Annotated in this window: 21 protein-coding genes, 1 other RNA gene and 1 other annotated feature; of the genes, 17 read left to right on the top strand and 5 right to left on the bottom strand. The window is 53.2% G+C overall.

Annotation, left to right across the window (positions count from 1 at the left end; translation table 11 throughout):
- Positions 1 to 10: 10 nt before the first annotated feature.
- Complete coding sequence (gene ghoS / locus FBY13_RS01995) at positions 11 to 313, bottom strand: type V toxin-antitoxin system endoribonuclease antitoxin GhoS (protein ID WP_145393335.1); 303 nt, start codon at positions 311 to 313, stop codon at positions 11 to 13.
- A 351-nt stretch (positions 314 to 664) separates the two neighbouring features.
- Here ghoS and FBY13_RS01990 point away from each other — a divergent pair, with 351 nt between their 5' ends.
- From FBY13_RS01990 to FBY13_RS01915, 15 genes are all read left to right on the top strand, one after another.
- Positions 665 to 1,426 (top strand): YdiY family protein, encoded by a 762-nt coding sequence (locus FBY13_RS01990; RefSeq protein WP_096012510.1) that lies wholly within the window; start codon positions 665 to 667, stop codon positions 1,424 to 1,426.
- Between the two features lie 247 nt (positions 1,427 to 1,673).
- A complete protein-coding gene (thrS, locus tag FBY13_RS01985) occupies positions 1,674 to 3,602 on the top strand; it encodes a threonine--tRNA ligase (protein ID WP_145393334.1) in 1,929 nt (642 codons plus the stop codon).
- A 3-nt stretch (positions 3,603 to 3,605) separates the two neighbouring features.
- The gene (gene infC / locus FBY13_RS01980) at positions 3,606 to 4,157 is read left to right on the top strand and encodes a translation initiation factor IF-3 (RefSeq protein WP_033732471.1); all 552 of its coding nucleotides are present in this window, start codon (positions 3,606 to 3,608) and stop codon (positions 4,155 to 4,157) included.
- Positions 4,158 to 4,257: 100 nt separating this feature from the next.
- Positions 4,258 to 4,455: a 50S ribosomal protein L35 gene (rpmI, locus tag FBY13_RS01975; protein ID WP_004157374.1), complete on the top strand. Its 198-nt coding sequence runs from the start codon at positions 4,258 to 4,260 to the stop codon at positions 4,453 to 4,455.
- A gap of 43 nt (positions 4,456 to 4,498) precedes the next feature.
- On the top strand, positions 4,499 to 4,855 hold the full coding sequence (gene rplT, locus FBY13_RS01970) for a 50S ribosomal protein L20 (protein WP_006118956.1): 357 nt from the start codon (positions 4,499 to 4,501) through the stop codon (positions 4,853 to 4,855).
- Positions 4,856 to 4,971: 116 nt separating this feature from the next.
- Positions 4,972 to 5,097: a sequence feature (Phe leader region), on the top strand.
- The gene (pheM, locus tag FBY13_RS23365) at positions 4,977 to 5,021 is read left to right on the top strand and encodes a pheST operon leader peptide PheM (protein WP_106120997.1); all 45 of its coding nucleotides are present in this window, start codon (positions 4,977 to 4,979) and stop codon (positions 5,019 to 5,021) included. (Overlaps the previous feature by 45 nt.)
- Positions 5,098 to 5,169: 72 nt before the next feature.
- Entirely contained in the window at positions 5,170 to 6,153 is a 984-nt protein-coding gene (gene pheS / locus FBY13_RS01955) for a phenylalanine--tRNA ligase subunit alpha (RefSeq protein ID WP_063879373.1), read from the top strand.
- A 14-nt stretch (positions 6,154 to 6,167) separates the two neighbouring features.
- Entirely contained in the window at positions 6,168 to 8,555 is a 2,388-nt protein-coding gene (pheT, locus tag FBY13_RS01950) for a phenylalanine--tRNA ligase subunit beta (protein ID WP_145393333.1), read from the top strand.
- 4 nt (positions 8,556 to 8,559) lie between these two features.
- Entirely contained in the window at positions 8,560 to 8,862 is a 303-nt protein-coding gene (ihfA, locus tag FBY13_RS01945) for an integration host factor subunit alpha (RefSeq protein ID WP_006118960.1), read from the top strand.
- Positions 8,863 to 8,961: 99 nt separating this feature from the next.
- Positions 8,962 to 9,951 carry a vitamin B12 ABC transporter permease BtuC gene (gene btuC / locus FBY13_RS01940; protein WP_145393332.1) on the top strand — a complete coding sequence of 330 codons (990 nt, stop codon included), beginning with the start codon at positions 8,962 to 8,964 and terminating at the stop codon, positions 9,949 to 9,951.
- Positions 9,952 to 9,984: 33 nt separating this feature from the next.
- On the top strand, positions 9,985 to 10,530 hold the full coding sequence (locus tag FBY13_RS01935; protein ID WP_145393331.1) for a glutathione peroxidase: 546 nt from the start codon (positions 9,985 to 9,987) through the stop codon (positions 10,528 to 10,530).
- Positions 10,531 to 11,280, top strand: coding sequence for a vitamin B12 ABC transporter ATP-binding protein BtuD (btuD, locus tag FBY13_RS01930; RefSeq protein ID WP_145393330.1), 750 nt, complete (start codon positions 10,531 to 10,533; stop codon positions 11,278 to 11,280).
- Between the two features lie 66 nt (positions 11,281 to 11,346).
- Positions 11,347 to 11,805, top strand: coding sequence for an NlpC/P60 family protein (locus tag FBY13_RS01925; RefSeq protein ID WP_063879378.1), 459 nt, complete (start codon positions 11,347 to 11,349; stop codon positions 11,803 to 11,805).
- A 292-nt stretch (positions 11,806 to 12,097) separates the two neighbouring features.
- The gene (locus FBY13_RS01920) at positions 12,098 to 12,832 is read left to right on the top strand and encodes an EAL domain-containing protein (protein WP_145393329.1); all 735 of its coding nucleotides are present in this window, start codon (positions 12,098 to 12,100) and stop codon (positions 12,830 to 12,832) included.
- 91 nt (positions 12,833 to 12,923) lie between these two features.
- Entirely contained in the window at positions 12,924 to 14,360 is a 1,437-nt protein-coding gene (locus tag FBY13_RS01915; RefSeq protein ID WP_109716241.1) for a protein adenylyltransferase SelO, read from the top strand.
- Position 14,361: 1 nt separating this feature from the next.
- On the opposite strand, the gene FBY13_RS01910 is transcribed toward FBY13_RS01915, so the two are convergent.
- Both FBY13_RS01910 and FBY13_RS01905 read right to left on the bottom strand, forming a co-directional pair.
- Positions 14,362 to 15,408, bottom strand: coding sequence for a 3-deoxy-7-phosphoheptulonate synthase (locus tag FBY13_RS01910; protein WP_145393328.1), 1,047 nt, complete (start codon positions 15,406 to 15,408; stop codon positions 14,362 to 14,364).
- Positions 15,409 to 15,560: 152 nt separating this feature from the next.
- Entirely contained in the window at positions 15,561 to 16,388 is an 828-nt protein-coding gene (locus FBY13_RS01905) for a pyruvate, water dikinase regulatory protein (protein WP_063879382.1), read from the bottom strand.
- Between the two features lie 434 nt (positions 16,389 to 16,822).
- Here FBY13_RS01905 and ppsA point away from each other — a divergent pair, with 434 nt between their 5' ends.
- The gene (ppsA, locus tag FBY13_RS01900; protein ID WP_109716242.1) at positions 16,823 to 19,207 is read left to right on the top strand and encodes a phosphoenolpyruvate synthase; all 2,385 of its coding nucleotides are present in this window, start codon (positions 16,823 to 16,825) and stop codon (positions 19,205 to 19,207) included.
- 67 nt (positions 19,208 to 19,274) lie between these two features.
- Here the strand turns inward: ppsA and rprA are convergent.
- Together rprA and ydiK are read right to left on the bottom strand one after the other, a co-directional pair.
- Positions 19,275 to 19,383, bottom strand: an RNA gene (rprA, locus tag FBY13_RS01895) — antisense sRNA RprA.
- Positions 19,384 to 19,637: 254 nt separating this feature from the next.
- Positions 19,638 to 20,738: an AI-2E family transporter YdiK gene (gene ydiK, locus FBY13_RS01890; RefSeq protein ID WP_109716243.1), complete on the bottom strand. Its 1,101-nt coding sequence runs from the start codon at positions 20,736 to 20,738 to the stop codon at positions 19,638 to 19,640.
- 207 nt (positions 20,739 to 20,945) lie between these two features.
- On the opposite strand from ydiK, the gene FBY13_RS01885 reads away from it, so the two are divergent.
- On the top strand, positions 20,946 to 23,999 hold the full coding sequence (locus tag FBY13_RS01885; protein WP_145393327.1) for an FAD-binding and (Fe-S)-binding domain-containing protein: 3,054 nt from the start codon (positions 20,946 to 20,948) through the stop codon (positions 23,997 to 23,999).
- Positions 24,000 to 24,026: the final 27 nt, after the last annotated feature.

Raw genomic sequence — 24,026 nt, 5'->3', positions numbered from 1 at the left:
TGCGCACAGACTATTCTGGCGAACGGGCAGCGTCGCGCAGAAAATCTTCAAGCGTGGTCAACGTAACGTCGGGTTTCTGGCCCAGCGCGCTTTCGCCAGCGGCAATGGCTTGCTGTTCTAAATCTTCGTGTGTAAGCGTGGTGACGATGCCAAAACTGTTGGTGCCAAGCTCGTGGGGGTTCCCCTTATCATCCATCAACGTGGTAGAGAAGCCGCCTGATGTCAGCGCGCCGGTTAGTGTCAGAACGTCAGCGAGTCCGCTTTCCTGATAATGAAACGTGACGACATAGCGGTGTAAATCCCCGTTACTCATTTTGCACCTCGACATGGTTAAATAACACACAGCGTAGTACATGGCGAAAAAACAGGCGAATAATGAAGGAGATGAGCCTAAAAATCAGATCAATCTGTGCGCAAGTCACGGCGAGAGTGCGAAAGAAACCCAATGTAAATCTTGTAAATGAACAGATGCCATTTGGTAAAAATGGCTCTATAATGCGCGCCGAAATCAGGTTAACGCCCAGTGAATGCACGGCGTTACGCTAATGTATGCCGTTCTGAGCGAATTCATGTTTTTTTACAAAAGTTACCGTAAATTGCATTGATCGCATTGGGAAACCCTTCAGAATCTTCGTTTTTAAAACTGCCGCACGGATCACATTTAATGAAAGCCTTTAACAAGCTGTCTGCTGTTCTTTTGCTCTCTGCCGGAGCGTTTTGTCACCAGGCGCTGGCCGATAATGCTGTCTTTACCGCAATGGATGACCCATCCACGGCTAAAAAGCCTTTTGAAGGTTCTGCCTCTGCGGGTTACCTGGCACAAAGTGGTAACACCACCAGTTCATCATTGACCGCACAAAGCAATATGACCTGGTACACAGAATCAATGGCCTACAGCTTGTGGGGCAATGCCGCAAACACCTCTGCTAACGATGAGCGCTCTTCTGAAACCTATAACGTTGGCGCACGTTCCCGTTACAACATGAGCGCCTATGACTATCTGTTCGGTCAGGCGAGTTGGTTAAGCGACCGTTACAACGGCTATGATTCCCGTGATGTGCTGACCGCCGGTTATGGTCGTCAGATTCTGAATGGTCCGGTGCATTCGCTGCGTGCTGAATTCGGTCCGGGCGTACGTTACGATGATTACCGCGGCGGCGATCACAAAACCCAAGGCCTGGCCTACGGTGCGGTGAGCTACCAGTGGCAACTGACCGATACGACCAAGTTTATTCAGGGCGTATCTGTGCTGAGTTCACTGGGCGAAGATACCACGGTCAACTCAGAAACCGGTTTGCAGGTTGCCATCAACGATCACTTTGCCCTGAAACTGGCTTATAACGTGACCTGGAACAACAACCCACCGGCTTCTGCGCCAGACCGTACCGATACCCGAACCTCAGTCATGCTGTCCTACGCAATGTAATGCGCGTTCAGAATGGCTAATCAATCGCGGTCTGGCAGAGTGCCCGGCCGCTTTTTTTTGATCTCTCTGAGGGTTAGCGTAAAACGCATGGGTTTTGCTCGCGCCTGAAAACTGCTATTATCCGTACCGCATTACACTCCTGGCGACATTCCGACAATGTGGGTCTGATATACCGCCAGGTCAATAAAACTACTCAATTTTGTATGTAAGCTTTCGTGTGGCTTACCACTGCAACTAAGGACATTCTATGCCTGTAATTACGCTTCCTGATGGCAGTCAGCGTTCGTACGATCGCCCTGTCAGCGTTATGGACATCGCGCTTGATATTGGTCCCGGTCTGGCAAAAGCCTGTATCGCTGGACGGGTTAACGGTGAACTGGTTGATGCGGTTGATCCCATCACCGAAGACGCGTCTGTTGCCATTATCACAGCAAAAGACGAAGCGGGTCTTGAGATTATTCGCCACTCTTGCGCGCATCTGTTAGGCCATGCCATTAAGCAACTGTGGCCCGATACGAAAATGGCGATTGGTCCAGTTATCGACAACGGCTTCTATTATGACGTCGATATCGATCGTACCCTGACGCAGGAAGATATCGAGCTGCTGGAAAAACGCATGCATCAGTTGGCCGAGACCAACTACGATGTGGTGAAGAAAAAAGTCAGCTGGCAGGAAGCGCGTGATGTCTTTGCTGCGCGCGGTGAAGTCTATAAGACCACCATCCTGGATGAGAACATCAGTCATGATGATCGCCCAGGGCTCTATCATCATGAAGAATACGTCGATATGTGCCGTGGCCCGCACGTGCCGAATATGCGTTTCTGCCATCATTTCAAACTGCAGAAAATTTCGGGTGCTTACTGGCGCGGTGACAGCGATAACAAAATGCTGCAGCGTATCTACGGTACAGCATGGGCAGACAAGAAACAGTTGGCAGCTTACCTGCAGCGTCTGGAAGAGGCGGCGAAGCGCGACCATCGTAAGATTGGTAAGCAACTCGACCTTTACCATATGCAGGAAGAAGCGCCGGGCATGGTTTTCTGGCATAATGACGGCTGGACTATTTTCCGCGAGCTGGAAGTGTTCGTCCGTAGTAAGCTAAAAGAGTACCAGTATCAGGAAGTTAAAGGTCCTTTTATGATGGATCGCGTCCTGTGGGAAAAAACGGGTCACTGGGAAAACTACAAAGATGCGATGTTCACGACCTCATCTGAGAACCGTGAGTACTGCATCAAACCAATGAACTGCCCGGGGCACGTGCAAATTTTTAACCAGGGGTTAAAATCCTATCGCGATTTGCCGCTGCGTATGGCTGAGTTCGGTAGCTGCCACCGTAATGAACCCTCAGGTGCTTTGCACGGTCTGATGCGTGTTCGTGGCTTTACCCAGGATGATGCCCATATTTTCTGTACTGAAGACCAGCTGCGTACTGAAGTTAACAGCTGTATCCGCATGGTTTACGACATGTACAGCACCTTTGGCTTTGAAAAGATCGTGGTGAAACTGTCCACGCGTCCTGAAAAGCGCATCGGTTCTGATGAAACCTGGGATCGTGCAGAAGAAGACCTGGCTGCGGCGCTCAATGAAAACAACATTGAGTTTGAATATCAGCCGGGTGAGGGTGCGTTTTATGGCCCTAAAATTGAATTTACACTATACGATTGCCTTGACCGCGCCTGGCAGTGTGGAACAGTTCAGCTAGACTTTTCCCTGCCTAAACGCCTGGATGCTAGCTACGTGGGAGAAAACAACGATCGTCAGACCCCGGTGATGATTCACCGTGCGATTCTGGGATCGATGGAGCGCTTCATCGGTATTTTGACCGAAGAGTTCGCGGGTTTCTTCCCAAGCTGGCTGGCACCGATGCAGGCTGTGGTAATGAATATTACCGACGGTCAGGCAGAATATGTTGAGACTTTGACACGTAAATTGCAGAATGCTGGCATTCGTGTGAAAGCAGACTTGAGAAATGAGAAGATAGGCTTTAAAATCCGCGAGCACACATTACGTCGCGTCCCTTATATGTTGGTCTGCGGTGATAAAGAGGTGGAAGCTGGCAAAGTTGCCGTTCGCACCCGCCGTGGAAAAGACCTTGGGTCGATGGATGTCGATGTGTTTGTTGAGAAGTTGCAACAAGAGGTTCGCAGCCGAAATCTTCAACAATTGGAGGAATAAAGTATTAAAGGCGGAAAACGAGTACTACCTACGCGTCCGAACAAAATTAACAGTGAAATCCGCGCGACCGAAGTGCGCTTAACAGGCATGGATGGTGAGCCGATTGGCATTGTCACATTACGCGAAGCTTTGGAAAAAGCCGAGGAAGCGGGTGGCGACTTAGTCGAAATTAGCCCGAACGCCGAACCGCCGGTCTGCCGAATTATGGATTACGGCAAGTTCCTCTATGAAAAAAGCAAATCTTCTAAGGAACAGAAGAAGAAGCAAAAAGTTATTCAGGTTAAGGAAATCAAATTCCGTCCTGGAACCGATGATGGCGACTATCAGGTCAAACTACGCAACCTGATTCGCTTTCTGGAAGATGGCGATAAAGCCAAAATCACGCTCCGTTTCCGCGGTCGTGAGATGGCGCACCAGCAGATCGGTATGGAAGTGCTTAACCGCGTCCGTAAAGACCTGTGTGAAGATCTGGATTTGGCCATTGTCGAATCCTTCCCTTCGAAGATCGAAGGCCGCCAGATGATCATGGTGCTCGCTCCTAAGAAGAAACAGTAGGCATTCAAGTAGCAATGGCCGCGCAGCGCTTGCGTTGCGCGGTTTGTTGTTCGCCTGTCTGGGTCATGTTATCAACAATGCGAAGTGGATATTTTTTAAAATGCCAAAGATTAAAACTGTACGTGGCGCGGCTAAGCGCTTCAAGAAGACCGCTTCTGGCGGCTTCAAGCGTAAACACGCAAACCTGCGTCATATTCTGACTAAAAAATCTACTAAGCGTAAACGTCACCTGCGTCCGAAAGGCATGGTGTCTAAAGGCGATCTGGGTCTGGTTATCGCCTGCCTGCCGTACGCATAAGTAAATTTTTTAATTAATTCAGAATATTAAACAGGAGAGCTAAATGGCTCGTGTAAAACGTGGTGTAGTTGCTCGCGCACGTCACAAAAAAATCTTAAAACAAGCTAAAGGTTACTACGGTGCACGTTCACGTGTTTACCGCGTTGCCTTCCAGGCTGTTATCAAAGCTGGTCAGTATGCTTACCGCGACCGTCGTCAACGTAAGCGTCAGTTCCGTCAGCTGTGGATCGCGCGTATCAACGCAGCGGCGCGTCAGAACGGTATGTCTTACAGCCGTTTCATCAATGGTCTGAAAAAAGCAGCCATTGAAATTGACCGTAAAATCCTGGCCGACATCGCCGTATTCGATAAAGTGGCATTTACTGCACTGGTAGAAAAAGCGAAATCAGCGCTGGCGTAAGTCAGTTGAAAAAGGGAGCTTGCTCCCTTTTTTATTATCTGTAACCTGAGCAAAAGATTGACTTTTTCACCGCTGCGCATTTCAATAGTGCCGTTGAGAATCACGACAAGGTAACGCAAGCATGAATGCTGCTATTTTCCGTTTCTTTTTTTACTTTAGCGCCTGACAATCAGGGGCTTTTGCGCATAAGAAAAGAAACGAAAAATCGCGCTGAAAGCCTCCCACGTGGAGGCTTTTTTTGTTTTTGGCGCTGGCATATTGGACCGCCAGGTCCCAACACGTACTAACCAGCCTGACTGGAAAAAGAGGAAAACATGTCCCAACTAGCAGAACTGGTGGCGAACGCCACGGCGGCCATCGATGGGGCGACCGATATCGCCGCCCTTGACGCGGTGCGCGTCGAATATCTGGGGAAGAAAGGGCATCTGACACTGCAGATGACCACACTGCGCGAGCTGCCAGCGGAAGAGCGTCCTGCCGCAGGTGCCGTGATTAACGAAGCCAAACAGCAGGTAACGGAACGCCTGAACGCGCGTAAAGAAGAGATGGAGTCAGCGGTGCTCAACGCGCGTCTGGCGGCAGAAACCATCGATGTCTCCCTGCCGGGACGTCGTATCGAGAACGGCGGCCTGCATCCGGTTACCCGTACCATCGATCGTATTGAAACCTTTTTTGGCGAACTGGGCTTTGCGGTCGTTACGGGGCCGGAAATTGAAGACGATTATCATAACTTCGATGCACTCAATATCCCAGGCCATCACCCGGCGCGCGCCGATCATGACACCTTCTGGTTTGATGCCACGCGTCTGCTGCGTACCCAAACCTCTGGCGTGCAAATCCGTACCATGAAGAACCAGCAGCCACCGCTGCGCATTATTGCGCCGGGCCGAGTTTATCGTAACGACTACGATCAGACGCACACGCCGATGTTCCATCAAATGGAAGGCCTGATCGTTGATAAAAATATCAACTTCACCAACCTGAAGGGCACGCTACACGATTTCCTGAACAACTTCTTTGAGGAAGACTTGCAGATTCGTTTCCGTCCTTCCTATTTCCCGTTTACCGAACCGTCCGCGGAAGTGGATGTCATGGGTAAAAATGGCAAGTGGCTCGAAGTGCTGGGTTGCGGCATGGTGCATCCGAATGTCCTGCGTAATGTCGGTATCGATCCGGAAATCTATTCAGGCTTTGCCTTTGGCATGGGCATGGAGCGCCTGACCATGCTGCGCTACGGCGTGACCGATTTGCGCGCATTCTTCGAAAATGATTTACGTTTCCTCAAACAATTTAAGTAAGGGCAGGTTATCCAATGAAATTCAGTGAACTCTGGTTACGCGAATGGGTAAATCCCGCCCTTGACAGTGCAGCCTTATCTGAACAGATCACCATGGCCGGCCTGGAAGTGGACGGCGTTGAGCCGGTCGCGGGCGCGTTTCACGGTGTTGTGGTTGGCGAAGTCGTGGAGTGCGGTCAGCATCCTAATGCTGACAAACTGCGCGTGACCAAAATTAATACCGGCGGCGATCGTCTGCTGGATATCGTCTGCGGCGCACCAAACTGCCGTCAGGGCCTGAAAGTTGCGGTCGCCACCGTGGGTGCTGTGCTGCCGGGCGATTTTAAAATTAAAGCGGCCAAGCTGCGTGGCGAACCGTCGGAAGGCATGCTGTGTTCGTTCTCGGAGCTGGGTATTTCCGACGATCACAGTGGCATTATCGAATTGCCCGCCGATGCACCGGTTGGCACAGATATTCGTGACTACCTGCAGCTGGACGACAACACCATTGAAATCAGCGTCACGCCTAACCGCGCCGACTGCCTGGGAATTATTGGTATTGCCCGTGATGTGGCGGTACTGAACAGCCTGCCGCTTAACGCACCTGCCATTGAGCCGGTTGCGGCGACGATTTCTGATACTGTCCCGATCAATATAGAGGCGACCGCAGCCTGTCCACGTTATTTAGGCCGGGTCGTTAAAGGGATTAACGTTGCCGCTGCCACACCGCTGTGGATGAAAGAGAAACTGCGTCGTTGTGGTATTCGCTCTATCGATCCGGTGGTCGACATCACTAACTATGTATTGCTTGAGCTGGGCCAGCCCATGCACGCTTTCGATCTCGACCGCATTGACGGCGGAATCGTGGTACGCATGGCGAAAGACGGTGAAGCGCTGACGTTACTGGATGGCACCGCGGTTAAACTCAGCAGCGATACGCTGGTTATTGCCGATCACCAGAAAGCCCTGGCGATGGGCGGCATTTTCGGCGGTGAACATTCCGGTGTAAACGCGGAAACGCAAAATGTTTTACTGGAGAGCGCCTGGTTTGAACCCCTGGCGATTGCGGGCCGTGCTCGTCGCCATGGCTTACATACCGATGCCTCCCATCGCTACGAGCGCGGTGTGGATGCCGCGCTGCAGCATAAGGCGATGGAGCGCGCCACCCAGTTGCTGCTGACCATTTGCGGCGGTGAAGCGGGGCCGGTTATCGATCAGACGTCGGCGGACACGTTACCACAGCCCGCGACTATCACGCTGCGTCGTGAAAAGCTGGATCGGTTAATTGGTCATGTGGTCAGCGATGAGCAGGTAACCGACATTTTAACGCGCCTGGGCTGTCAGGTCAGCGTAGGTAACGGTGAATGGCGTGCAGTGGCACCGACCTGGCGCTTCGATATGGCTATCGAAGAAGACCTGGTGGAAGAGATTGCCCGTATTTATGGTTACAACAATATCCCGGATGTACCTGTCCATGCTGGCCTGGTGATGACGAAGCACCGTGAAGCGAATCTGTCGCTGAAGCGGGCGAAGATGCTGTTGGTAGACAAAGGTTATCAGGAAGCGATCACCTACAGCTTCGTGGACCCGAAAGTGCAGCAGTTGCTGCATCCGGGTGAAGAGGCACTGCTGCTGCCAAGCCCGATCTCCAGCGATATGTCCACGATGCGTCTGTCACTGTGGACCGGCTTACTCAGCGCGGTGGTGTATAACCAGAACCGTCAGCAGAGCCGCGTGCGCCTGTTTGAGAGCGGCCTGCGCTTTGTGCCTGATACGCAGGCGGATCTCGGTATTCGCCAGGATTTGATGCTGGCAGGCGTGCTGAGTGGCAACCGCTATGAAGAACATTGGGACCTGGCGCGCCAGACCGTTGACTTCTATGATTTGAAAGGCGATTTAGAGTCGCTGCTGGATTTAACCGGCAAGATGAATGCGATTAGCTTCCGCGCTGAAGCGAATCCGGCGTTGCATCCTGGACAAAGTGCGGCAATTTATTTACACGATGAACGAATCGGATTTATCGGAGTGGTTCATCCCGAACTTGAACGTAAGCTGGATCTCAACGGTCGTACCTTAGTCTTTGAACTGCTTTGGAATAAGGTCGCAGACCGCGTCCTGCCTGATGCGCAAGAGATTTCACGCTTCCCGGCAAACCGTCGTGATATCGCTGTTGTTGTGGCCGAAAACGTGCCTGCAGCAGATATCATCGCGGAGTGTAAGAAAGTTGGCGTAAATCAGGTAGTTGGCGTAAACTTGTTTGACGTGTACCGAGGTAAGGGTGTTTCCGAGGGCTATAAGAGCCTCGCAATCAGCCTGATTTTGCAGGATACCAGCCGGACACTCGAAGAAGAGGAGATTGCCGCGACGGTTGCCAAATGCGTTGCGGCATTAAAAGAGCGATTCCAGGCAACCTTGAGGGATTGAACCTATGGCGCTTACAAAAGCTGAGATGTCAGAATACCTGTTTGAAAAACTCGGGCTGAGCAAACGTGATGCAAAAGAGTTAGTGGAGTTGTTTTTCGAAGAGGTTCGCCGCGCTTTGGAAAATGGAGAACAGGTTAAACTGTCGGGGTTTGGTAATTTTGACCTGCGTGACAAAAACCAACGTCCAGGCAGAAACCCAAAAACGGGAGAGGATATTCCAATTACTGCGCGTCGCGTAGTGACATTCCGTCCAGGGCAGAAGCTTAAAAGTCGCGTTGAGAACGCCACACCAAAAGACAGTGACTGATCCCAGTGTTTTAAAAAGGCCGCGCAAGCGGCCTTTTTCATTTCTTTTTTTTGCAATCCTTTTACAATCAACCCTCTGTTATCCTGGCTAATCCGGCTTATGTCCCAGCTTGAACAACTTGCGCTTCAACGCGATCGTCGCAGCAGGACCTGGCTTTTGGGTCTGAGTGGCACGTTGCTTGTCTTATTTATGATCAGCCTGTGTGCGGGTGAAAGCTGGATAGGCCCATCCCAGTGGTTTAGCGACAGCGGCAGACTGTTCGTCGGTCAGCTTCGCCTGCCGCGCAGCCTTGCGGTCATACTGGTTGGCGCGGCGCTGGCGCTGAGCGGCGTTGTCATGCAGGCGCTGTTTACTAATCCCCTGGCCGAACCGGGGCTGCTTGGCGTCTCCAACGGCGCGGGCATTGGTCTGGTGGCGGCGGTGCTGTTTGGCGGCGGTTCACTCTGGAGCCTCAGCGTTTCGGCGATGGCCGGTGCGCTGGTGATCACGCTTATCCTGCTGCACTTTGCCCATCGTCACTTATCCGTCACGCGTTTGCTGCTTACTGGCGTGGCGCTGGGCATTATCTGCAGCGCCATCATGACCTGGGCGGTGTATTTCAGCAGCAGCCTCGACCTGCGACAGTTAATGTACTGGATGATGGGCGGCTTCAGCGGCATCGACTGGCGCTATGGCTGGATGATGCTGGCGCTGCTGCCGGTTATCCTGGCGTTAACCTCGGCGGCCAGGGTACTCAACCTGTTAGCGCTGGGGGAAACCTCAGCCCGCCAGTTGGGGCTGTCCCTGTTTTACTGGCGTAATTTACTGGTATTAGCGATGGGCTGGCTGGTCGGGGTCAGCGTTGCCCTTGCCGGGGCAATCGGCTTTGTCGGTCTGGTGATTCCCCATCTGCTGCGGCTGGCAGGTCTGAACGATCACCGTGCCTTGTTGCCAGCCTCCGCGCTGGCAGGAGCCAGCGTGTTGCTTGGCGCCGATATTATTGCCCGCCTGGCGCTGGCTTCTGCCGAGTTACCTATCGGTGTCGTCACGGCAACCCTGGGCGCACCGCTGTTTATCGTACTGTTAGTCAAATCGTCGCGTCAGCTTTAGCTGGCATACTTGCATTAACCACAGGAACTCCGTATGAGCATTTATCAAACTGAACTGGTTACACTGGATGGTGAAAAAACCTCGCTGTCATCCTGGCAGGGACAGGTGCTGCTGGTCGTTAACGTGGCCTCTAAGTGCGGCTTAACGCCACAATATGAAGCGCTGGAAAACATTCATAAAGCCTGGCATGAGCAGGGCTTCAGCGTGCTGGGTTTCCCCTGCAACCAGTTTCTGGAGCAGGAGCCGGGCAGTAGTGAAGAGATCAAAACCTTTTGCAGCACCACGTATGGTGTGACCTTTGCGATGTTCGAAAAGTGTGACGTCAATGGTGAGCATCGTCACCCACTTTATGCGCAGCTGGTGGCGGCAAAACCTGAGGCGGTTCGCCCGGAAGAGAGTGGTTTTTATGAGCGCATGGAAAGTAAAGGACGTGCGCCCAAAGTCCCAGGCGATATCCTGTGGAACTTCGAAAAATTCCTGATTGGTCGGGATGGCAGTGTCATTCAGCGTTTCTCTCCGGACATGTCACCAGAAGATCCGATTATTCTCGAAACCATCAAGCAGGCACTGGCAAAATAAATGTTGCTGAGCCTGGAAAATGCAGCCGTTCCCGGACGGCTGCAACCGGTAACTGGCACCCTGCAGGCCGGGCAGTGGGTGCATCTGGTCGGGCCGAATGGCGCAGGGAAGAGCACTTTGCTCTCTGCGCTGGCCGGACTGGAACCCGTTACCGGCAAGGCGACGCTCCTGCATAACCCGCTGTCCAGTTGGAAAGGCCCGGCGCTGGCCAGGGTGCGCAGCTGGCTGCCCCAGCAACAGTTGCCCCCGGGACAGATGCCGGTTTATCACTATCTTCGCCTGCATCTCCCGTCTCCCGCTTTACCTCACGACGCTCGGTTAGCCTCAATACTGTCGCGGCTGCAACTGGATGACAAATTAACCTGGCCATTGACCCGGCTCTCCGGTGGAGAGTGGCAGCGGGTGCGGATTGCTGCGGTCATGATGCAAATCGATCCGCAGATCAACGCCCATGGTCAGTTGCTGATCCTGGATGAACCCATGACGGCGCTGGATATTGCGCAGCAGAAAGCGGTCGATGATCTGATTGGTGAACTCTGCCAGGCTGGCGTTTGCGTGGTCGCCAGCAGCCACGACCTTAACCACAGTTTATGGCACGCAACGCAGGTTTGGTTGTTACATCAGGGCCAGGTGGTATTACAGGGTGAGCCAGCAGACGTCCTTCGTCCGGAACAGCTTTCGCCCCTGTATGGCATTCCGTTCCGCCAGTTAATGTTAGACGGTCGGCCTCTGCTAACTGTTTTGCCCTGATACTTGCCACCTGGCGCGCTTTGCCGCTACAGTAATTTGGTTATTATTTATTAAGGATGAGCTGTGATGCGCACGGGGTTGCTGTTATTCGTTTTGCTGTTGGTGGGCTGTAGCCATCATGCGCCGCCCATTAATGGTCGCCTCTCTGACTCCATCACTGTAATAGCGCAACTTAACGATCAACTGGGTAACTGGCGAGGAACGCCTTACCGTTATGGCGGGATGAGCCGCGGTGGCGTGGACTGCTCTGGCTTTGTTTACCTGACATTCCGCGATAAGTTTGATCTGCAACTCCCACGCACCACCGCGGCACAAAGCGACATTGGGACGCGCATCAGCAAAGATGACCTCTTGCCCGGTGACCTGGTGTTCTTCAAAACCGGCAGCGGCGAGAATGGCTTGCACGTAGGCATTTATGATACGGATAACGCGTTCATTCATGCCTCCACCAGCCAGGGGGTGATTCGCTCTTCGCTGGATAATGTCTACTGGCGAAAAGTATTTTGGCAGGCGCGCCGCATCTAATTTTCTGCCTGCAAGCCCAGCAGATTTGTAGGGGTTAAATCAGAAAAATAGCGGACCTGAAAAATTATTACTCATTCGGATTTAACTTACTCTTTTTATTTATACCGCCGGACCTAAGAATGTTTTTCATCGTTAACAAAATTATTTGGGAATTTATTTGGCTTAAGGTTTATTTTTTTAGCCTAACGATAATGAAGCGATAAAAATATCCATCTCATCAGTCCTTTGCTACTATTGCCAGCCTGTTTTTAATCATATACGATGCACTATCGCCACATATTCTGGCTGTAAAATGAAAATTCACCTATCTGCCGACTATCAGTCGGAAATTTGGTTTTATGCCGCCTGCTCTCAGGAAGGGCACTTAACCGCTATTGAGCTGGCTACACAGTTCGTGCATGAGAGTGCGCCGATCACGTTGCCGCAGGACGTCCTGTTGCCTCAGCTCGATGAAACACAGCGCCTGCGCCTGCTGCAGCGTCAGATTTCCCTGCTGGAAAAGCACCAGACGTTTTTCGAAAGCCATCACCTACTGGCTTTTATGCCTGTGGATGAAGGCATGGCGAACACCCTTCTTGAAAGTGAGTTTCTGACCCGTAAAATAAAACAGCTTCCTTTTTTAAGGCTCGATATCAGCGAAACGTTTCTCTCGCTAAATTTGGGAAAAAATAATCCATTAATCGCGGCATTAAATCGTGAGTTTAAATTGTCCTTGTCCCACTTTGGCGCAGGGAAATCATCGACAACAGCGGTTTACGATAATCTGTTTAGCTGCATCAGGCTGGATAAACACTTTATTCACGCACTTTCTAAACGTGCTTCTTTTTTACCATTTATGCAAAGCATCATCGATAATTTCCGGCCCCATTGTGATCGGATGATTATTTGCGGTGTGGATGATGAAATGTTACTGGATAAGGTGAGTCAACTCAGCAATGTCCATCTCCAGGGGACACTGTTTCCGGTCGTAAAATCAGACGCCTTCGAGACCTTAATCTACTCCGAACAATTCCTGCACACGCCCTGATACCCGCACGACTGTCGCCTGTCCAATCCTGGCCATCAACGCTACACTGTGGGTTTTATCACACGATACCCGGTGTCGTTGGGGAGAAATAATGGTCTTTGACAATAGCTGGTTCCGTGAGCTTCCGGGCAGCTACACCGCGTTACATCCTACGCCGCTTGCAGGCGGTCGACTGTTGTACCACAACGCAGCCCTGGCGAATGAGATGGCGCTGGACAGCGATCTTTTTGCCGGGCAGGGGCATGGCGTTTGGTATGGTGCCGCGCTGTTGCCTGGCATGCAACCGCTGGCTCAGGTTTACAGCGGGCATCAGTTTGGCGTCTGGGCAGGTCAACTGGGCGATGGCCGCGGTATGTTACTGGGTGAACAATACCTGGACGACGGCCGCCGGCTCGACTGGCATCTGAAAGGCGCAGGGCTGACGCCGTATTCACGAATGGGCGATGGCCGGGCTGTTGTACGGTCAACGGTGCGCGAGTTTCTGGCTTCTGAGGCGCTGCATCATCTGGGCATTCCTACCACGCGCGCGCTGAGCGTTGCCATCAGCGATGAACCTGTTTACCGCGAAACCGCCGAACGCGGCGCGATGTTGATGCGCATTGCACCAGGCCATCTACGCTTTGGTCATTTTGAGCACTTCTTCTATAGCCAGCAACCTGAACAGGTCAGGCAGCTGGCGGACTATGCCATTCGTCATCACTGGCCGCACCTGGTCGACGAGGCCGATCGTTATCAACTGTGGTTTTCCGATATTGTGCTGCGCACCGCACGGCTGATTGCCCAGTGGCAAAGCGTGGGCTTCGCCCACGGTGTGATGAATACCGATAATATGTCGATCCTCGGTCTGACCATCGACTACGGTCCTTACGGATTCCTGGATGACTACCAGCCAGACTACATCTGCAATCACAGCGATTATCAAGGGCGCTACAGCTTCGAAAATCAGCCGATGATTGGCTTGTGGAATCTTAATCGTCTGGCCCATGCGTTGTCAGGGTTGCTGACGACTGAACAGCTCCGGCAGGCGCTGAGCGGTTATGAAAATGAGCTGATGCGCGAATGGGGAGAGCGGATGCGGGCAAAACTGGGCTTGCTGACAGCAGATGCCGGCGATAATGACATTCTGACCGGTTTGCTCGGCCTGATGAGTCAGGAACGCAGCGATTATACGCTGACGTTTCGTTTGTTGAGTGAGACCCAGCAGGCTGAGAGCCGTTCGCCGCTGCGAGATGAATTCATCGATCGTCCCGCCTTTGACCGTTGGTATCAGCATTACCGTAACCGCTTATTGCAGGAGCAGATCGGCGATGCTGAACGGCAGCAGGCGATGAAAGCGGCCAATCCCGCCGTGGTGCTGCGTAACTATCTTGCTCAACAGGCCATAGACGAGGCGGAACAGGGCGAAAGCGGGGCGCTGGCGCGTTTACATCAGGCGCTTCAACAGCCTTTTAGTGACGCGACGGCCGCTGAATATCGTCAACGGCCGCCGGACTGGGGCAAAACGCTGGAGGTAAGCTGCTCCAGCTGATTTACAGACGGTGAGAAACGGCGTCCGCTAACAGCGCGAGCACGTCTTCGCTGTCTTGCCAGTTCAGGCAGGGATCGGTGATCGACTGGCCGTAGGTCAGGGGTTCACCGCTCACCACTTTCTGATTGCCTTCCTCGATAAAACTCTCAATCATCACGCCGGCGACCGCACGCGAACCGCTTTTAATCTGTTCGGCGACGTCGATGGCGACGTCACGCTGGCGGCGATGTTGCTTCAGGCAGTTGCCGTGGCTGAAATCGATGACCAACTGTGGCGACAGACCGAATTCATTTAAACAGGCAGCGGCGTCGGCTACGTCGCTGGCATGATAGTTGGGCTGCTTACCGCCTCGTAAGATGACATGGCCATGCGGGTTACCGCTGGTCTGGTAAATGGTCATCTGGCCTTCCTTATCCGGCGACAGAAACATATGGCTGGCACGGGATGCACGAATGGCATCCACGGCGATACGCACGTTTCCATCCGTACCGTTTTTAAAACCGACCGGGCAGGAGAGCGCCGACGCCATTTCACGGTGGATCTGGCTTTCTGTGGTGCGTGCACCAATGGCGCCCCAGCTAATCAGGTCGGCAATAAACTGGCCGATCACCATATCCAGGAATTCGGTGGCGGTCGGCAAGCCCAGCGCGTTGATATCAATCAGAAGCTTGCGGGCAATACTGATGCCGCGATTCACATCAAAGCTGCCGTCCAGGTCGGGATCGGATATCAGGCCTTTCCAGCCGACCACCGTACGCGGTTTTTCGAAATAGGTGCGCATCACGATTTCCAGCCGATCCTGATAACGTTCACGTAGGGCAACTAAACGCTGAGCGTAGTCCAGCGCGGCGACCGGATCATGCAGGGAGCAGGGGCCGATGACGACCAGTAAACGGGGATCGTCGCCTGTGAGGATGCGGGCAATACGTTTGCGTGCGGCGGTGATGTTGTCGGCCATGGCAGATGAAAGCGGATGTTCTGCTGCCAGACTGGCAGGGGAAATCAGGCTGCCAATGCGCGCCGTGCGCAGTTCGTCAGTTTTATTCATGTTGTTCTCTAAGCTTTGTCTTCGCAGCGGTGAAATACCGGGAAGTGATGATGGTCACAATAAACCATTAGCCTGTGAATTCAAGCCACAACGTGACAATGCACGGTAAAATTGCGGCAGCGGCGCGTTACAGCTCCGCCGCCTGGGGATCATTAATACATGCGGCGCGTCAGGCCCATAATGTCGAGGATTTTGGTGGCGATCTCTTCTACGGAATAATTGGTACTGTTGAGATAGCGAATCTGGTGAGTGCGAAACAGCGCTTCGACTTCGCCCACTTCGAGCCGACACTGGCGCAGAGAAGCATAACGGGTATTTTCCGCACGTTCCTGTCGGATAGCCGCCAGGCGTTCCGGGTCGATTGTCAGGCCAAACAGTTTGTGTTGATGCTGACGCAGGGCGGGGGGCAATTTCAGATTATCCATGTCGTCGGCGATAAACGGATAGTTAGCAGCACGGATACCAAACTGCATCGCCAGATACAGGCTGGTTGGCGTTTTGCCACAGCGGGAAACGCCAATCAGGATCACCTGCGCATCTTCCAGGCCGCGCAGAGAGATGCCGTCATCGTGCGCCAGGGTGTAATCGATCGCCGCGATACGGGCGTCATATTTACCCAGATTGCTGGCATCAAGCCCGTGCGTTCGGTGCGCGACCGGTGCCGGTGACAGGCCCAGCTCCTGCTGAAGTGGAGCGACCAGCGCCTGGACAATGTCCTGACAAAAGCCTTCACTCTGAACAATGATGTCGCGTACTTCAGGCGTCACAATGGAAAAAAATACCAACGGGCGCACGCCACTTTGCTGGTAAAGCGCATTGATTTGCGCCTTAACGGCCTGCGCACGCTGCACGTTTTCAACAAACGGCAGGGTGACGCTGGTGGTATTTACCGGAAACTGAGATAACACGGCGTGGCCCAGCACTTCGGCTGTAATTGCTGTGCCGTCGGAAATGTAGAAAACGCTTCTGTCAGTGGTCATGAGTCGTGCCTCGGGCAGAGAAGTCGTGATAAGAATTGGATGATTCAGTCAATATAACCATGCCTTCAGGCGCAAGTGTAGCTCTCTCATTCTGTGCCAGCCGCTTTTCCCTTTTCGCCCTAAGGCTATCCCTGTTCCTGCCTGCATATTTCCTCACCTGGTAGCCTTTGGCGATAAACACGGGCGGCGTGTGTTGCGCAACAACAAAAGCGGCATACGCGACGGTAAAAATAATAAGTGATTTATTATCAATATGTTATTGAGAAACGATTGCTTTGCGCAACGTTGCAAAAAACCAGGCGCAATTCTGAAACTGCCTCAGAGAATCTGCTTTAACGATTCAACAGATCGTGTTTCGTCAGACGTTATGCCAGGCTGAATGTGTTAATAGCAGGATTTTCCATGTGCCCATTCATTAATAAAGGATCAGTTCAATGTCCAATAAAGGCGAACAGCCCTTAGTACTTTGGTACAACCAGCTTGGCATGCATGATGTTGATCGGGTGGGGGGCAAAAATGCCTCTCTGGGTGAGATGATTACCAATTTGTCATCTTTAGGTGTGTCAGTACCGAATGGTTTTGCCACCACTTCCTGGGCCTTTAATCAGTTTCTTGAGCAGAGCGGTCTGAACCAGCGTATCTATGCTTTGCTGGATGACACCAATATTGATGATGTTGATCAACTGGCGAAAGCGGGTAAACAAATACGCCAGTGGGTAGTCGAAACCCCATTCCAGCCTGAACTCGAAGCCGCCATTCTTTCGGCGTATGACCAACTCTCTGCGGATGATGCAGACGCGTCCTTCGCCGTGCGTTCATCCGCCACCGCTGAAGATATGCCTGATGCGTCCTTCGCTGGACAGCAGGAAACCTTCCTGAACGTGCAGGGCATTGAGTCAGTCATGGTAGCGGTCAAACACGTTTATGCCTCGCTGTTTAATGACCGTGCCATCTCTTACCGCGTCCATCAGGGCTACGATCATCGTGGCGTGGCGCTGTCGGCGGGGATTCAGCGCATGGTGCGCTCTGACCTGGCCTCATCCGGTGTGATGTTCACCATTGATACGGAATCAGGCTTTGATCAGGTGGTGTTTATTACCGCCGCGCTGGGCCTGGGCGAAATGGTGGTGCAGGGAGCGGTGAATCCGGACGAGTTTTATGTGCACAAGCCGACGCTGGCCGCGAAACGTCCTGCCATCGTGCGTCGCAACATGGGCTCGAAAAAAGTGCGGATGGTTTACGCCGACTCGCGGGAGCATGGCGAGCAGGTGCGCATCGAAGACGTTGCGGAAGCCGAGCGCGACCGTTTCTGTCTGAGCGATGCCGAAGTTGAGGCGCTGGCCCATCAGGCGGTGCTGATTGAGCAACACTACAAACGTCCGATGGATATCGAGTGGGCTAAAGACGGCCATACCGGCAAGCTGTTTATCGTCCAGGCGCGCCCTGAAACTGTGCGTTCCAATGGTCAGGTGATGGAGCGTTACAGCCTGCAAGGGCAGGGTAATGTGGTGATTGAAGGCCGCGCTATCGGCCACCGTATTGGTGCTGGTCCGGTTAAGGTCATTCATGATATCAGCGAGATGAACCGCATTGAAAAAGGGGACGTGCTGGTAACGGATATGACCGATCCCGACTGGGAACCGATCATGAAAAAGGCCTCAGCCATTGTGACCAATCGCGGCGGCCGTACCTGTCATGCTGCGATTATCGCGCGTGAGCTGGGTATTCCAGCGGTGGTGGGATGCGGCGATGCCACTGAGCGCCTCAAAGAAGGCCACAACGTCACCGTTTCCTGTGCAGAAGGCGATACTGGCTATGTCTATGACGAACTGCTCGACTTCGATGTCACCAGTTCGCAGGTCGATACCATGCCGGATTTGCCGCTTAAGATCATGATGAACGTGGGTAACCCGGATCGCGCCTTTGATTTCGCCTGCCTGCCTAACGAAGGTGTCGGGCTGGCGCGTCTGGAATTTATCATCAACCGCATGATTGGCGTGCACCCCAAAGCGTTACTGGAGTTTGATCAGCAAACTCCCGAGTTGCAGAAGCAAATTCGTCAGTTGATGAAAGGCTTCGACGATCCGGTTGAGTTCTACATTGCTCGCCTGACCGAAGGGATCGCGACGCTGGGCGCGGCTTTCGCACCAAAACGGGTGATTGTGCGCCTGTCGGATTTTAAAACTAATGAATACGCCAATCTGGTGGGGGGGGAACGTTACGAACCGGAAGAAGAGAACCCGATGCTGGGATTCCGTGGCGCGGGCCGTTACGTGTCCGAAAGCTTCCGCGACTGTTTTGCGCTGGAGTGCGAAGCGGTGAAGCGGGTACGAAACGAGATGGGACTGACCAACGTCGAGATCATGGTGCCGTTTGTACGTACGGTCGATCAGGCTCAGGCGGTGGTGGAGGAGTTAGGTCGCCAGGGGCTGAAGCGCGGAGAGAACGGGCTTAAGGTCATTATGATGTGTGAAATACCGTCGAATGCGCTGTTGGCCGAGCAGTTCTTACAACACTTTGACGGTTTCTCCATTGGATCTAATGACATGACTCAGCTGGCGCTGGGGCTGGATCGCGATTCCGGGGTCGTCTCAGCTTTGTTTGATGAACGGAATGAGGCGGTAAAAGCGTTGCTGTCCATGGCGATTCAGGCGGCGAAAAAACAGGGGAAATACGTTGGGATATGTGGTCAGGGACCTTCCGACCATCAGGATTTTGCTGCCTGGTTAATGGAGCAGGGCATTGACAGCCTGTCACTGAATCCGGATACCGTTGTTGAAACCTGGTTAAGCCTGGCGGCCCTGAACAAAACCGCCTGAGGTTATTGGTAAGATTATTGCCTGAAGGCCAGCGAATGCTGGCCTTTTTGGTTTCACTTTTCGACAGGCAAAAAAAAGCCCATCACAGGGGATGGGCAAAGACTACACACAGCAATTCTTTACGCTACTCAGGGGAAATTAGGGTGTTTAGAAACCAGTAAGTTGATTTCCAACATAGGAAATATGTTATTCACACGGCACGCTGGCGTCTTTAAGAATCCTCTTATTAGTTTAAAGGAAATAATATTTTGACGACTGGCTAGAGCGTTTCGGACCGTTATTATGTTTAGAAAGTAATCATTTTAGCGTGAGGAATGGGCCAGTGACGTGAAATATGCGTTTTATCTTAAAATCCGCTAATGAAAAAATGGCTGGCGATATCTTAATCAGCCAGCCAACTTAACGACTACTAATCATATAAAATCAAGAATCAGGGCTGTTCTTCGGATGATTCCTTTGCGACCCGCAGGGGATCGGCGCTCGGGGCGGGCACTTCATGCATCCAGACGGAGACCAGTCGATAAGAAACGGCCAGCACAACCGGTCCAATAAACAGGCCAATCATACCGAAGGCGATTAATCCCCCGATGACGCCGGACAGAATCAAAATCAGGGGGAGATCCGCGCCCATGCGAATCAGCACCGGACGCAGAATGTTATCCAGCGTACCGACCACGCAACTCCAGATCAGCAGTACCGTGCCCCAGGTGGTATCTCCACTCCAGTAGAGGTAAATAATGGCGGGAACCAGCACCAGCAGAGGACCGATTTGCACCAGGCAACAGAGAATCATCAACACGGTCAGTAGGGTGGCATAGGGGATGCCAGAGACTGCCAGCCCGATGCCGCCCAGAACGCCCTGTACCAGCGCGGTAACGACCACGCCCAGCGCGACGGCGCGTACGGCCTGTCCGGCCAGCAAAACCGCGGCATCACCCCGTCTGCCCGCCATGCGCCAGGCAAAATGACGGATACCCAGCGCGGCTTGCTCACCGCGCCAGTACAGCAGCACGCTGAACAGCAGCATCACGGCCAGATGAATCATAAAGCGGCCAAAGTGTCCGGCCTGCGCAACAAAGAAGCCGGTGGTGCGGCCCACATAGGGCTGCAGTTTTGCCATGATGGCCGCGCCGCCGCCCGCCACCAGTTTTTGGTAACTGGCATACAGCTTCTCGCCCACCATGGGAATATCGTTAAGCCAGCTCAGGGTTGGCAACATATGTCCCTGGGTTGCCCAGGCGATAACCGGTGCGCTGTTATCGATCAGGCTGTTAACCAGCAGGGCAACCGGAATAATAAACAACAGCAGCAGCAGAATGGTCATAACAATCACCGCCAGAAAGCGCTGTCCCCAGAGCAGCCGCTGAATTTTCAGCATCAGTGGCCAGGTGGCGATGACCACCATGCTTGCCCAGGCAAAGCCCAATATGAACGGCTGAACCACCCATAAACAGGCGGCGATTAAGAGTAAAATGAACATCAACGTGAATAACATCTGGGGAAGATCTATCTGCCGTTCCAGGCTTTTCATCTTAGGCATTACCTCATTGGAATCCGTCAACTCAGGGGATAACGGTGCCCCATAATCATGAGCCATTTCATGGCGTTTATACAGGCTTGTAAATAAATGGTTTCAGCTTCCCCTGAAAAAACGACAGCGCCGTTGGAAATGTGATAAAACTGAGGCGTAAAGCAAGATACAGACGCAAACCTACCCAACATCTTTGGTCACATAATAATGATCCCACAGATTTCTCAGGCACCGGGTCTTATCCAACGGGTGCTGACATTTCTTGAAACCCTCAAAGCGCAGGGTTTCACCGGCGATACCGCCACCAGTTACGCCGACAGACTTTCACTTTCCACTGACAACAGCATCTATCAGCTCCTGCCCGATGCGGTGCTTTTCCCGCGTTCCACGGCAGATGTTGCCCTGATAGCCCGGCTTGCGGGTGAAGCACCCTTTTCAGGCCTGGTCTTTACCCCGCGCGGCGGTGGCACCGGCACCAACGGCCAGTCGCTGAATCAGGGCATTATTGTCGACATGTCGCGCCACATGAACCGCATCCTGGAGATCAATACCGAACAGGGATGGGTACGCGTTGAAGCCGGCGTGGTAAAAGACCAGCTTAATGCTTACCTGAAACCTTTTGGCTTCTTCTTTTCGCCAGAGTTATCGACCAGTAACCGAGCCACGCTCGGCGGGATGATTAACACCGATGCATCCGGTCAGGGTTCGCTGGTCTACGGCAAAACCTCTGACCATGTTTTGGGCCTGCGGGCCGTGCTGCTCGGCGGGGATATTCTGGATACCCGACCGGTACCCACCGCGCTGGCAGAGCATCTGGCGCAAACGCCAACCCCCGAAGGCCGGATTTATCAGCAGGTACTGACTCGTTGCCGTGAACATCGCGAACTGATTCTGGAAAAGTTTCCCAAACTTAACCGTTTCCTGACCGGTTACGATCTGCGCCATGTGTTTAGCGATGATATGCAGACCTTTGACCTGACGCGGCTGTTATGTGGCGCGGAAGGGACACTGGCGTTTATCACTGAAGCCCGTCTGGATATTACGCCTCTGCCCAAGGTGCGGCGCATCGTCAATATCAAGTATGACGCTTTCGATTCCGCGCTTCGTAACGCGCCGCTGATGGTAGAAGCCCAGGCGCTGTCGGTAGAAACGGTTGACTCCAAAGTCCTGAATCTGGCGCGGGAAGACATTGTCTGGCATTCCGTTCGCGAGCTGATTACGGATATTCCGGATAAAGAGATGCTGGGGCTGAATATTGTGGAGTTTGCCGGAGATGATGCCCCGCAGATCGATCGGCAAATGACGCAGCTTTGTGCCCGTCTGGATACCTTAATGGCAGCGCAGCAGGGCGGCGTTATCGGCTACCAGCTCTGTGACGATCTTGATGGGATCGAGCGCATCTACAACATGCGTAAAAAAGCCGTGGGCTTACTTGGCAATGCCAAAGGGCGTGCCAAGCCGATCCCGTTTGTTGAAGACACGGCCGTTCCACCTGAACATCTTGCCGATTATATCGTCGAGTTCCGTGCGCTTCTGGACAGCCATGGCCTGAGTTATGGCATGTTTGGTCATGTGGATGCCGGCGTGCTTCACGTCCGCCCGGCACTGGATATGTGCGATCCTCATCAGGAAATGATGATGAAGCAAATTTCCGATGAGGTAGTTGCCTTAACCGCACGCTATGGTGGCCTGCTTTGGGGCGAACATGGCAAGGGCTTCCGCGCACAGTACAGCCCGGCCTTTTTTGGTGAAACGCTGTTTAATGAGCTGCGCCGCATTAAAGCCGCCTTCGATCCCGATAACCGACTTAATCCCGGCAAGATTTGTACACCGTTCGACAGCGATGCGGCAATGATGCAGGTCGATGCGACCAAGCGTGGCAGCTACGATCGCCAGATTCCCCTTCAGGTGCGTGAAACCTGGCGTGGTGCGCTGGAGTGTAATGGCAACGGGCTATGCTTTAATTTTGATGCCCGCAGCCCGATGTGCCCCTCCATGAAAATCACCCGTAACCGCATTCACTCGCCCAAAGGGCGCGCGACCTTAACGCGGGAATGGCTGCGTTTACTGGCGGAGCAGGGGGTTGATCCGCTGATGCTGGAGAAAAAGCTGCCGGAAAATACCCTGTCGCTCCGCGCGCTGATAAGCAGAATGCGCAATACCTGGTATGCGAACAAAGGGGAATATGACTTTTCACATGAGGTGAAGGAGGCGATGTCAGGTTGCCTGGCCTGTAAAGCCTGTTCCACCCAGTGCCCGATTAAGATTGACGTCCCGGATTTTCGTTCCCGCTTTTTACAGCTCTACCATACGCGCTATCTGCGCCCGCTCAGCGACCATCTGGTCGCAGCGGTCGAAAGCTATGCGCCACTCATGGCAAAAGCGCCGGGCGTGTTTAACTTTTTTCTGAAGCAGCCCTGGGCCTCTTCCTTCAGTAAAACGCACATCGGCATGGTCGACTTGCCGTTACTGTCATCGCCGACGCTCAAGCAGCAGTTGAGCGGGCACCCGGCCATGAATATGACGCTGGAGCAGCTTGAAGCGCTCAGTGACACGCAGCGAGCCAAAAAAGTGCTGGTGGTGCAGGACCCCTTTACCAGTTTCTATGAAGCCAGGCTGGTGCACGATTTTATTACGCTGATTGAAAAACTGGATTATCAGCCGGTTCTGCTGCCGTTCACGCCTAACGGCAAAGCGCAGCACGTGAAAGGCTTTTTACAACGCTTTGCCCGCACGGCCAGTAAAACTGCCGATTTCCTGAATCGCGTGGCAAAGCTGGGGATGCCGATGGTGGGGATCGATCCGGCAACGGTGCTGTGTTACCGCGACGAGTATCGTCAGACGCTGGGCGAGGCCCGCGGTGACTTCACTGTGTTGCTGGTGCATGAGTGGCTGCAGCATGCGCTGCAGGAACGTGAGGTACAGGTCACCGGCGGGGAATCATGGTATCTGTTTGCCCACTGCACGGAGGTCACGGCCCTTCCGGCAACGCCCGGTCAGTGGCAAGCGATTTTCTCGCGCTTCGGCGCAAAGCTCGAAAATATTAACGTGGGCTGCTGCGGAATGGCTGGCACCTATGGTCACGAAAGCCAGAATCTGGAGAATTCGCTGGGGATTTATGCGCTGTCATGGCATCCACAGTTGCAAAAACTCCCGCGTCAACGCTGTCTGGCAACCGGTTTTTCCTGCCGCAGTCAGGTCAAACGGGTAGAGGGCAACGGGATGCGTCATCCGCTTCAGGCACTGCTTGAATTAGTGTAAAACGGGTAGGCGACGCCGATCGCAGGT

The sequence above is a fragment of the Pantoea sp. SJZ147 genome (assembly GCF_007828605.1).
GTDB lineage: Bacteria > Pseudomonadota > Gammaproteobacteria > Enterobacterales > Enterobacteriaceae > Pantoea > Pantoea allii.
The sequence above is the reverse complement of the archived record's forward strand: the minus strand, read 5'-3'. Positions and strand labels throughout refer to the sequence as shown.

What these genes read in the sequence shown, in the direction of transcription:
- thrS (WP_145393334.1), top strand. Translation starts at nt 1,674, where the DNA reads ATGCCTGTAATTACGCTTCCTGATGGCAGTCAGCGTTCGTACGATCGC.
- FBY13_RS01935 (WP_145393331.1), top strand. Translation starts at nt 9,985, where the DNA reads ATGAGCATTTATCAAACTGAACTGGTTACACTGGATGGTGAAAAAACC.
- btuD (WP_145393330.1), top strand. Translation starts at nt 10,531, where the DNA reads ATGTTGCTGAGCCTGGAAAATGCAGCCGTTCCCGGACGGCTGCAACCG.
- ihfA (WP_006118960.1), top strand. Translation starts at nt 8,560, where the DNA reads ATGGCGCTTACAAAAGCTGAGATGTCAGAATACCTGTTTGAAAAACTC.
- ppsA (WP_109716242.1), top strand. Translation starts at nt 16,823, where the DNA reads ATGTCCAATAAAGGCGAACAGCCCTTAGTACTTTGGTACAACCAGCTT.
- FBY13_RS01920 (WP_145393329.1), top strand. Translation starts at nt 12,098, where the DNA reads ATGAAAATTCACCTATCTGCCGACTATCAGTCGGAAATTTGGTTTTAT.
- rpmI (WP_004157374.1), top strand. Translation starts at nt 4,258, where the DNA reads ATGCCAAAGATTAAAACTGTACGTGGCGCGGCTAAGCGCTTCAAGAAG.
- pheT (WP_145393333.1), top strand. Translation starts at nt 6,168, where the DNA reads ATGAAATTCAGTGAACTCTGGTTACGCGAATGGGTAAATCCCGCCCTT.
- pheS (WP_063879373.1), top strand. Translation starts at nt 5,170, where the DNA reads ATGTCCCAACTAGCAGAACTGGTGGCGAACGCCACGGCGGCCATCGAT.
- btuC (WP_145393332.1), top strand. Translation starts at nt 8,962, where the DNA reads ATGTCCCAGCTTGAACAACTTGCGCTTCAACGCGATCGTCGCAGCAGG.
- FBY13_RS01925 (WP_063879378.1), top strand. Translation starts at nt 11,347, where the DNA reads ATGCGCACGGGGTTGCTGTTATTCGTTTTGCTGTTGGTGGGCTGTAGC.
- ghoS (WP_145393335.1), bottom strand. Translation starts at nt 313, where the DNA reads ATGAGTAACGGGGATTTACACCGCTATGTCGTCACGTTTCATTATCAG.
- rplT (WP_006118956.1), top strand. Translation starts at nt 4,499, where the DNA reads ATGGCTCGTGTAAAACGTGGTGTAGTTGCTCGCGCACGTCACAAAAAA.
- FBY13_RS01885 (WP_145393327.1), top strand. Translation starts at nt 20,946, where the DNA reads ATGATCCCACAGATTTCTCAGGCACCGGGTCTTATCCAACGGGTGCTG.
- FBY13_RS01915 (WP_109716241.1), top strand. Translation starts at nt 12,924, where the DNA reads ATGGTCTTTGACAATAGCTGGTTCCGTGAGCTTCCGGGCAGCTACACC.
- FBY13_RS01990 (WP_096012510.1), top strand. Translation starts at nt 665, where the DNA reads ATGAAAGCCTTTAACAAGCTGTCTGCTGTTCTTTTGCTCTCTGCCGGA.
- FBY13_RS01910 (WP_145393328.1), bottom strand. Translation starts at nt 15,408, where the DNA reads ATGAATAAAACTGACGAACTGCGCACGGCGCGCATTGGCAGCCTGATT.
- ydiK (WP_109716243.1), bottom strand. Translation starts at nt 20,738, where the DNA reads ATGAAAAGCCTGGAACGGCAGATAGATCTTCCCCAGATGTTATTCACG.
- FBY13_RS01905 (WP_063879382.1), bottom strand. Translation starts at nt 16,388, where the DNA reads ATGACCACTGACAGAAGCGTTTTCTACATTTCCGACGGCACAGCAATT.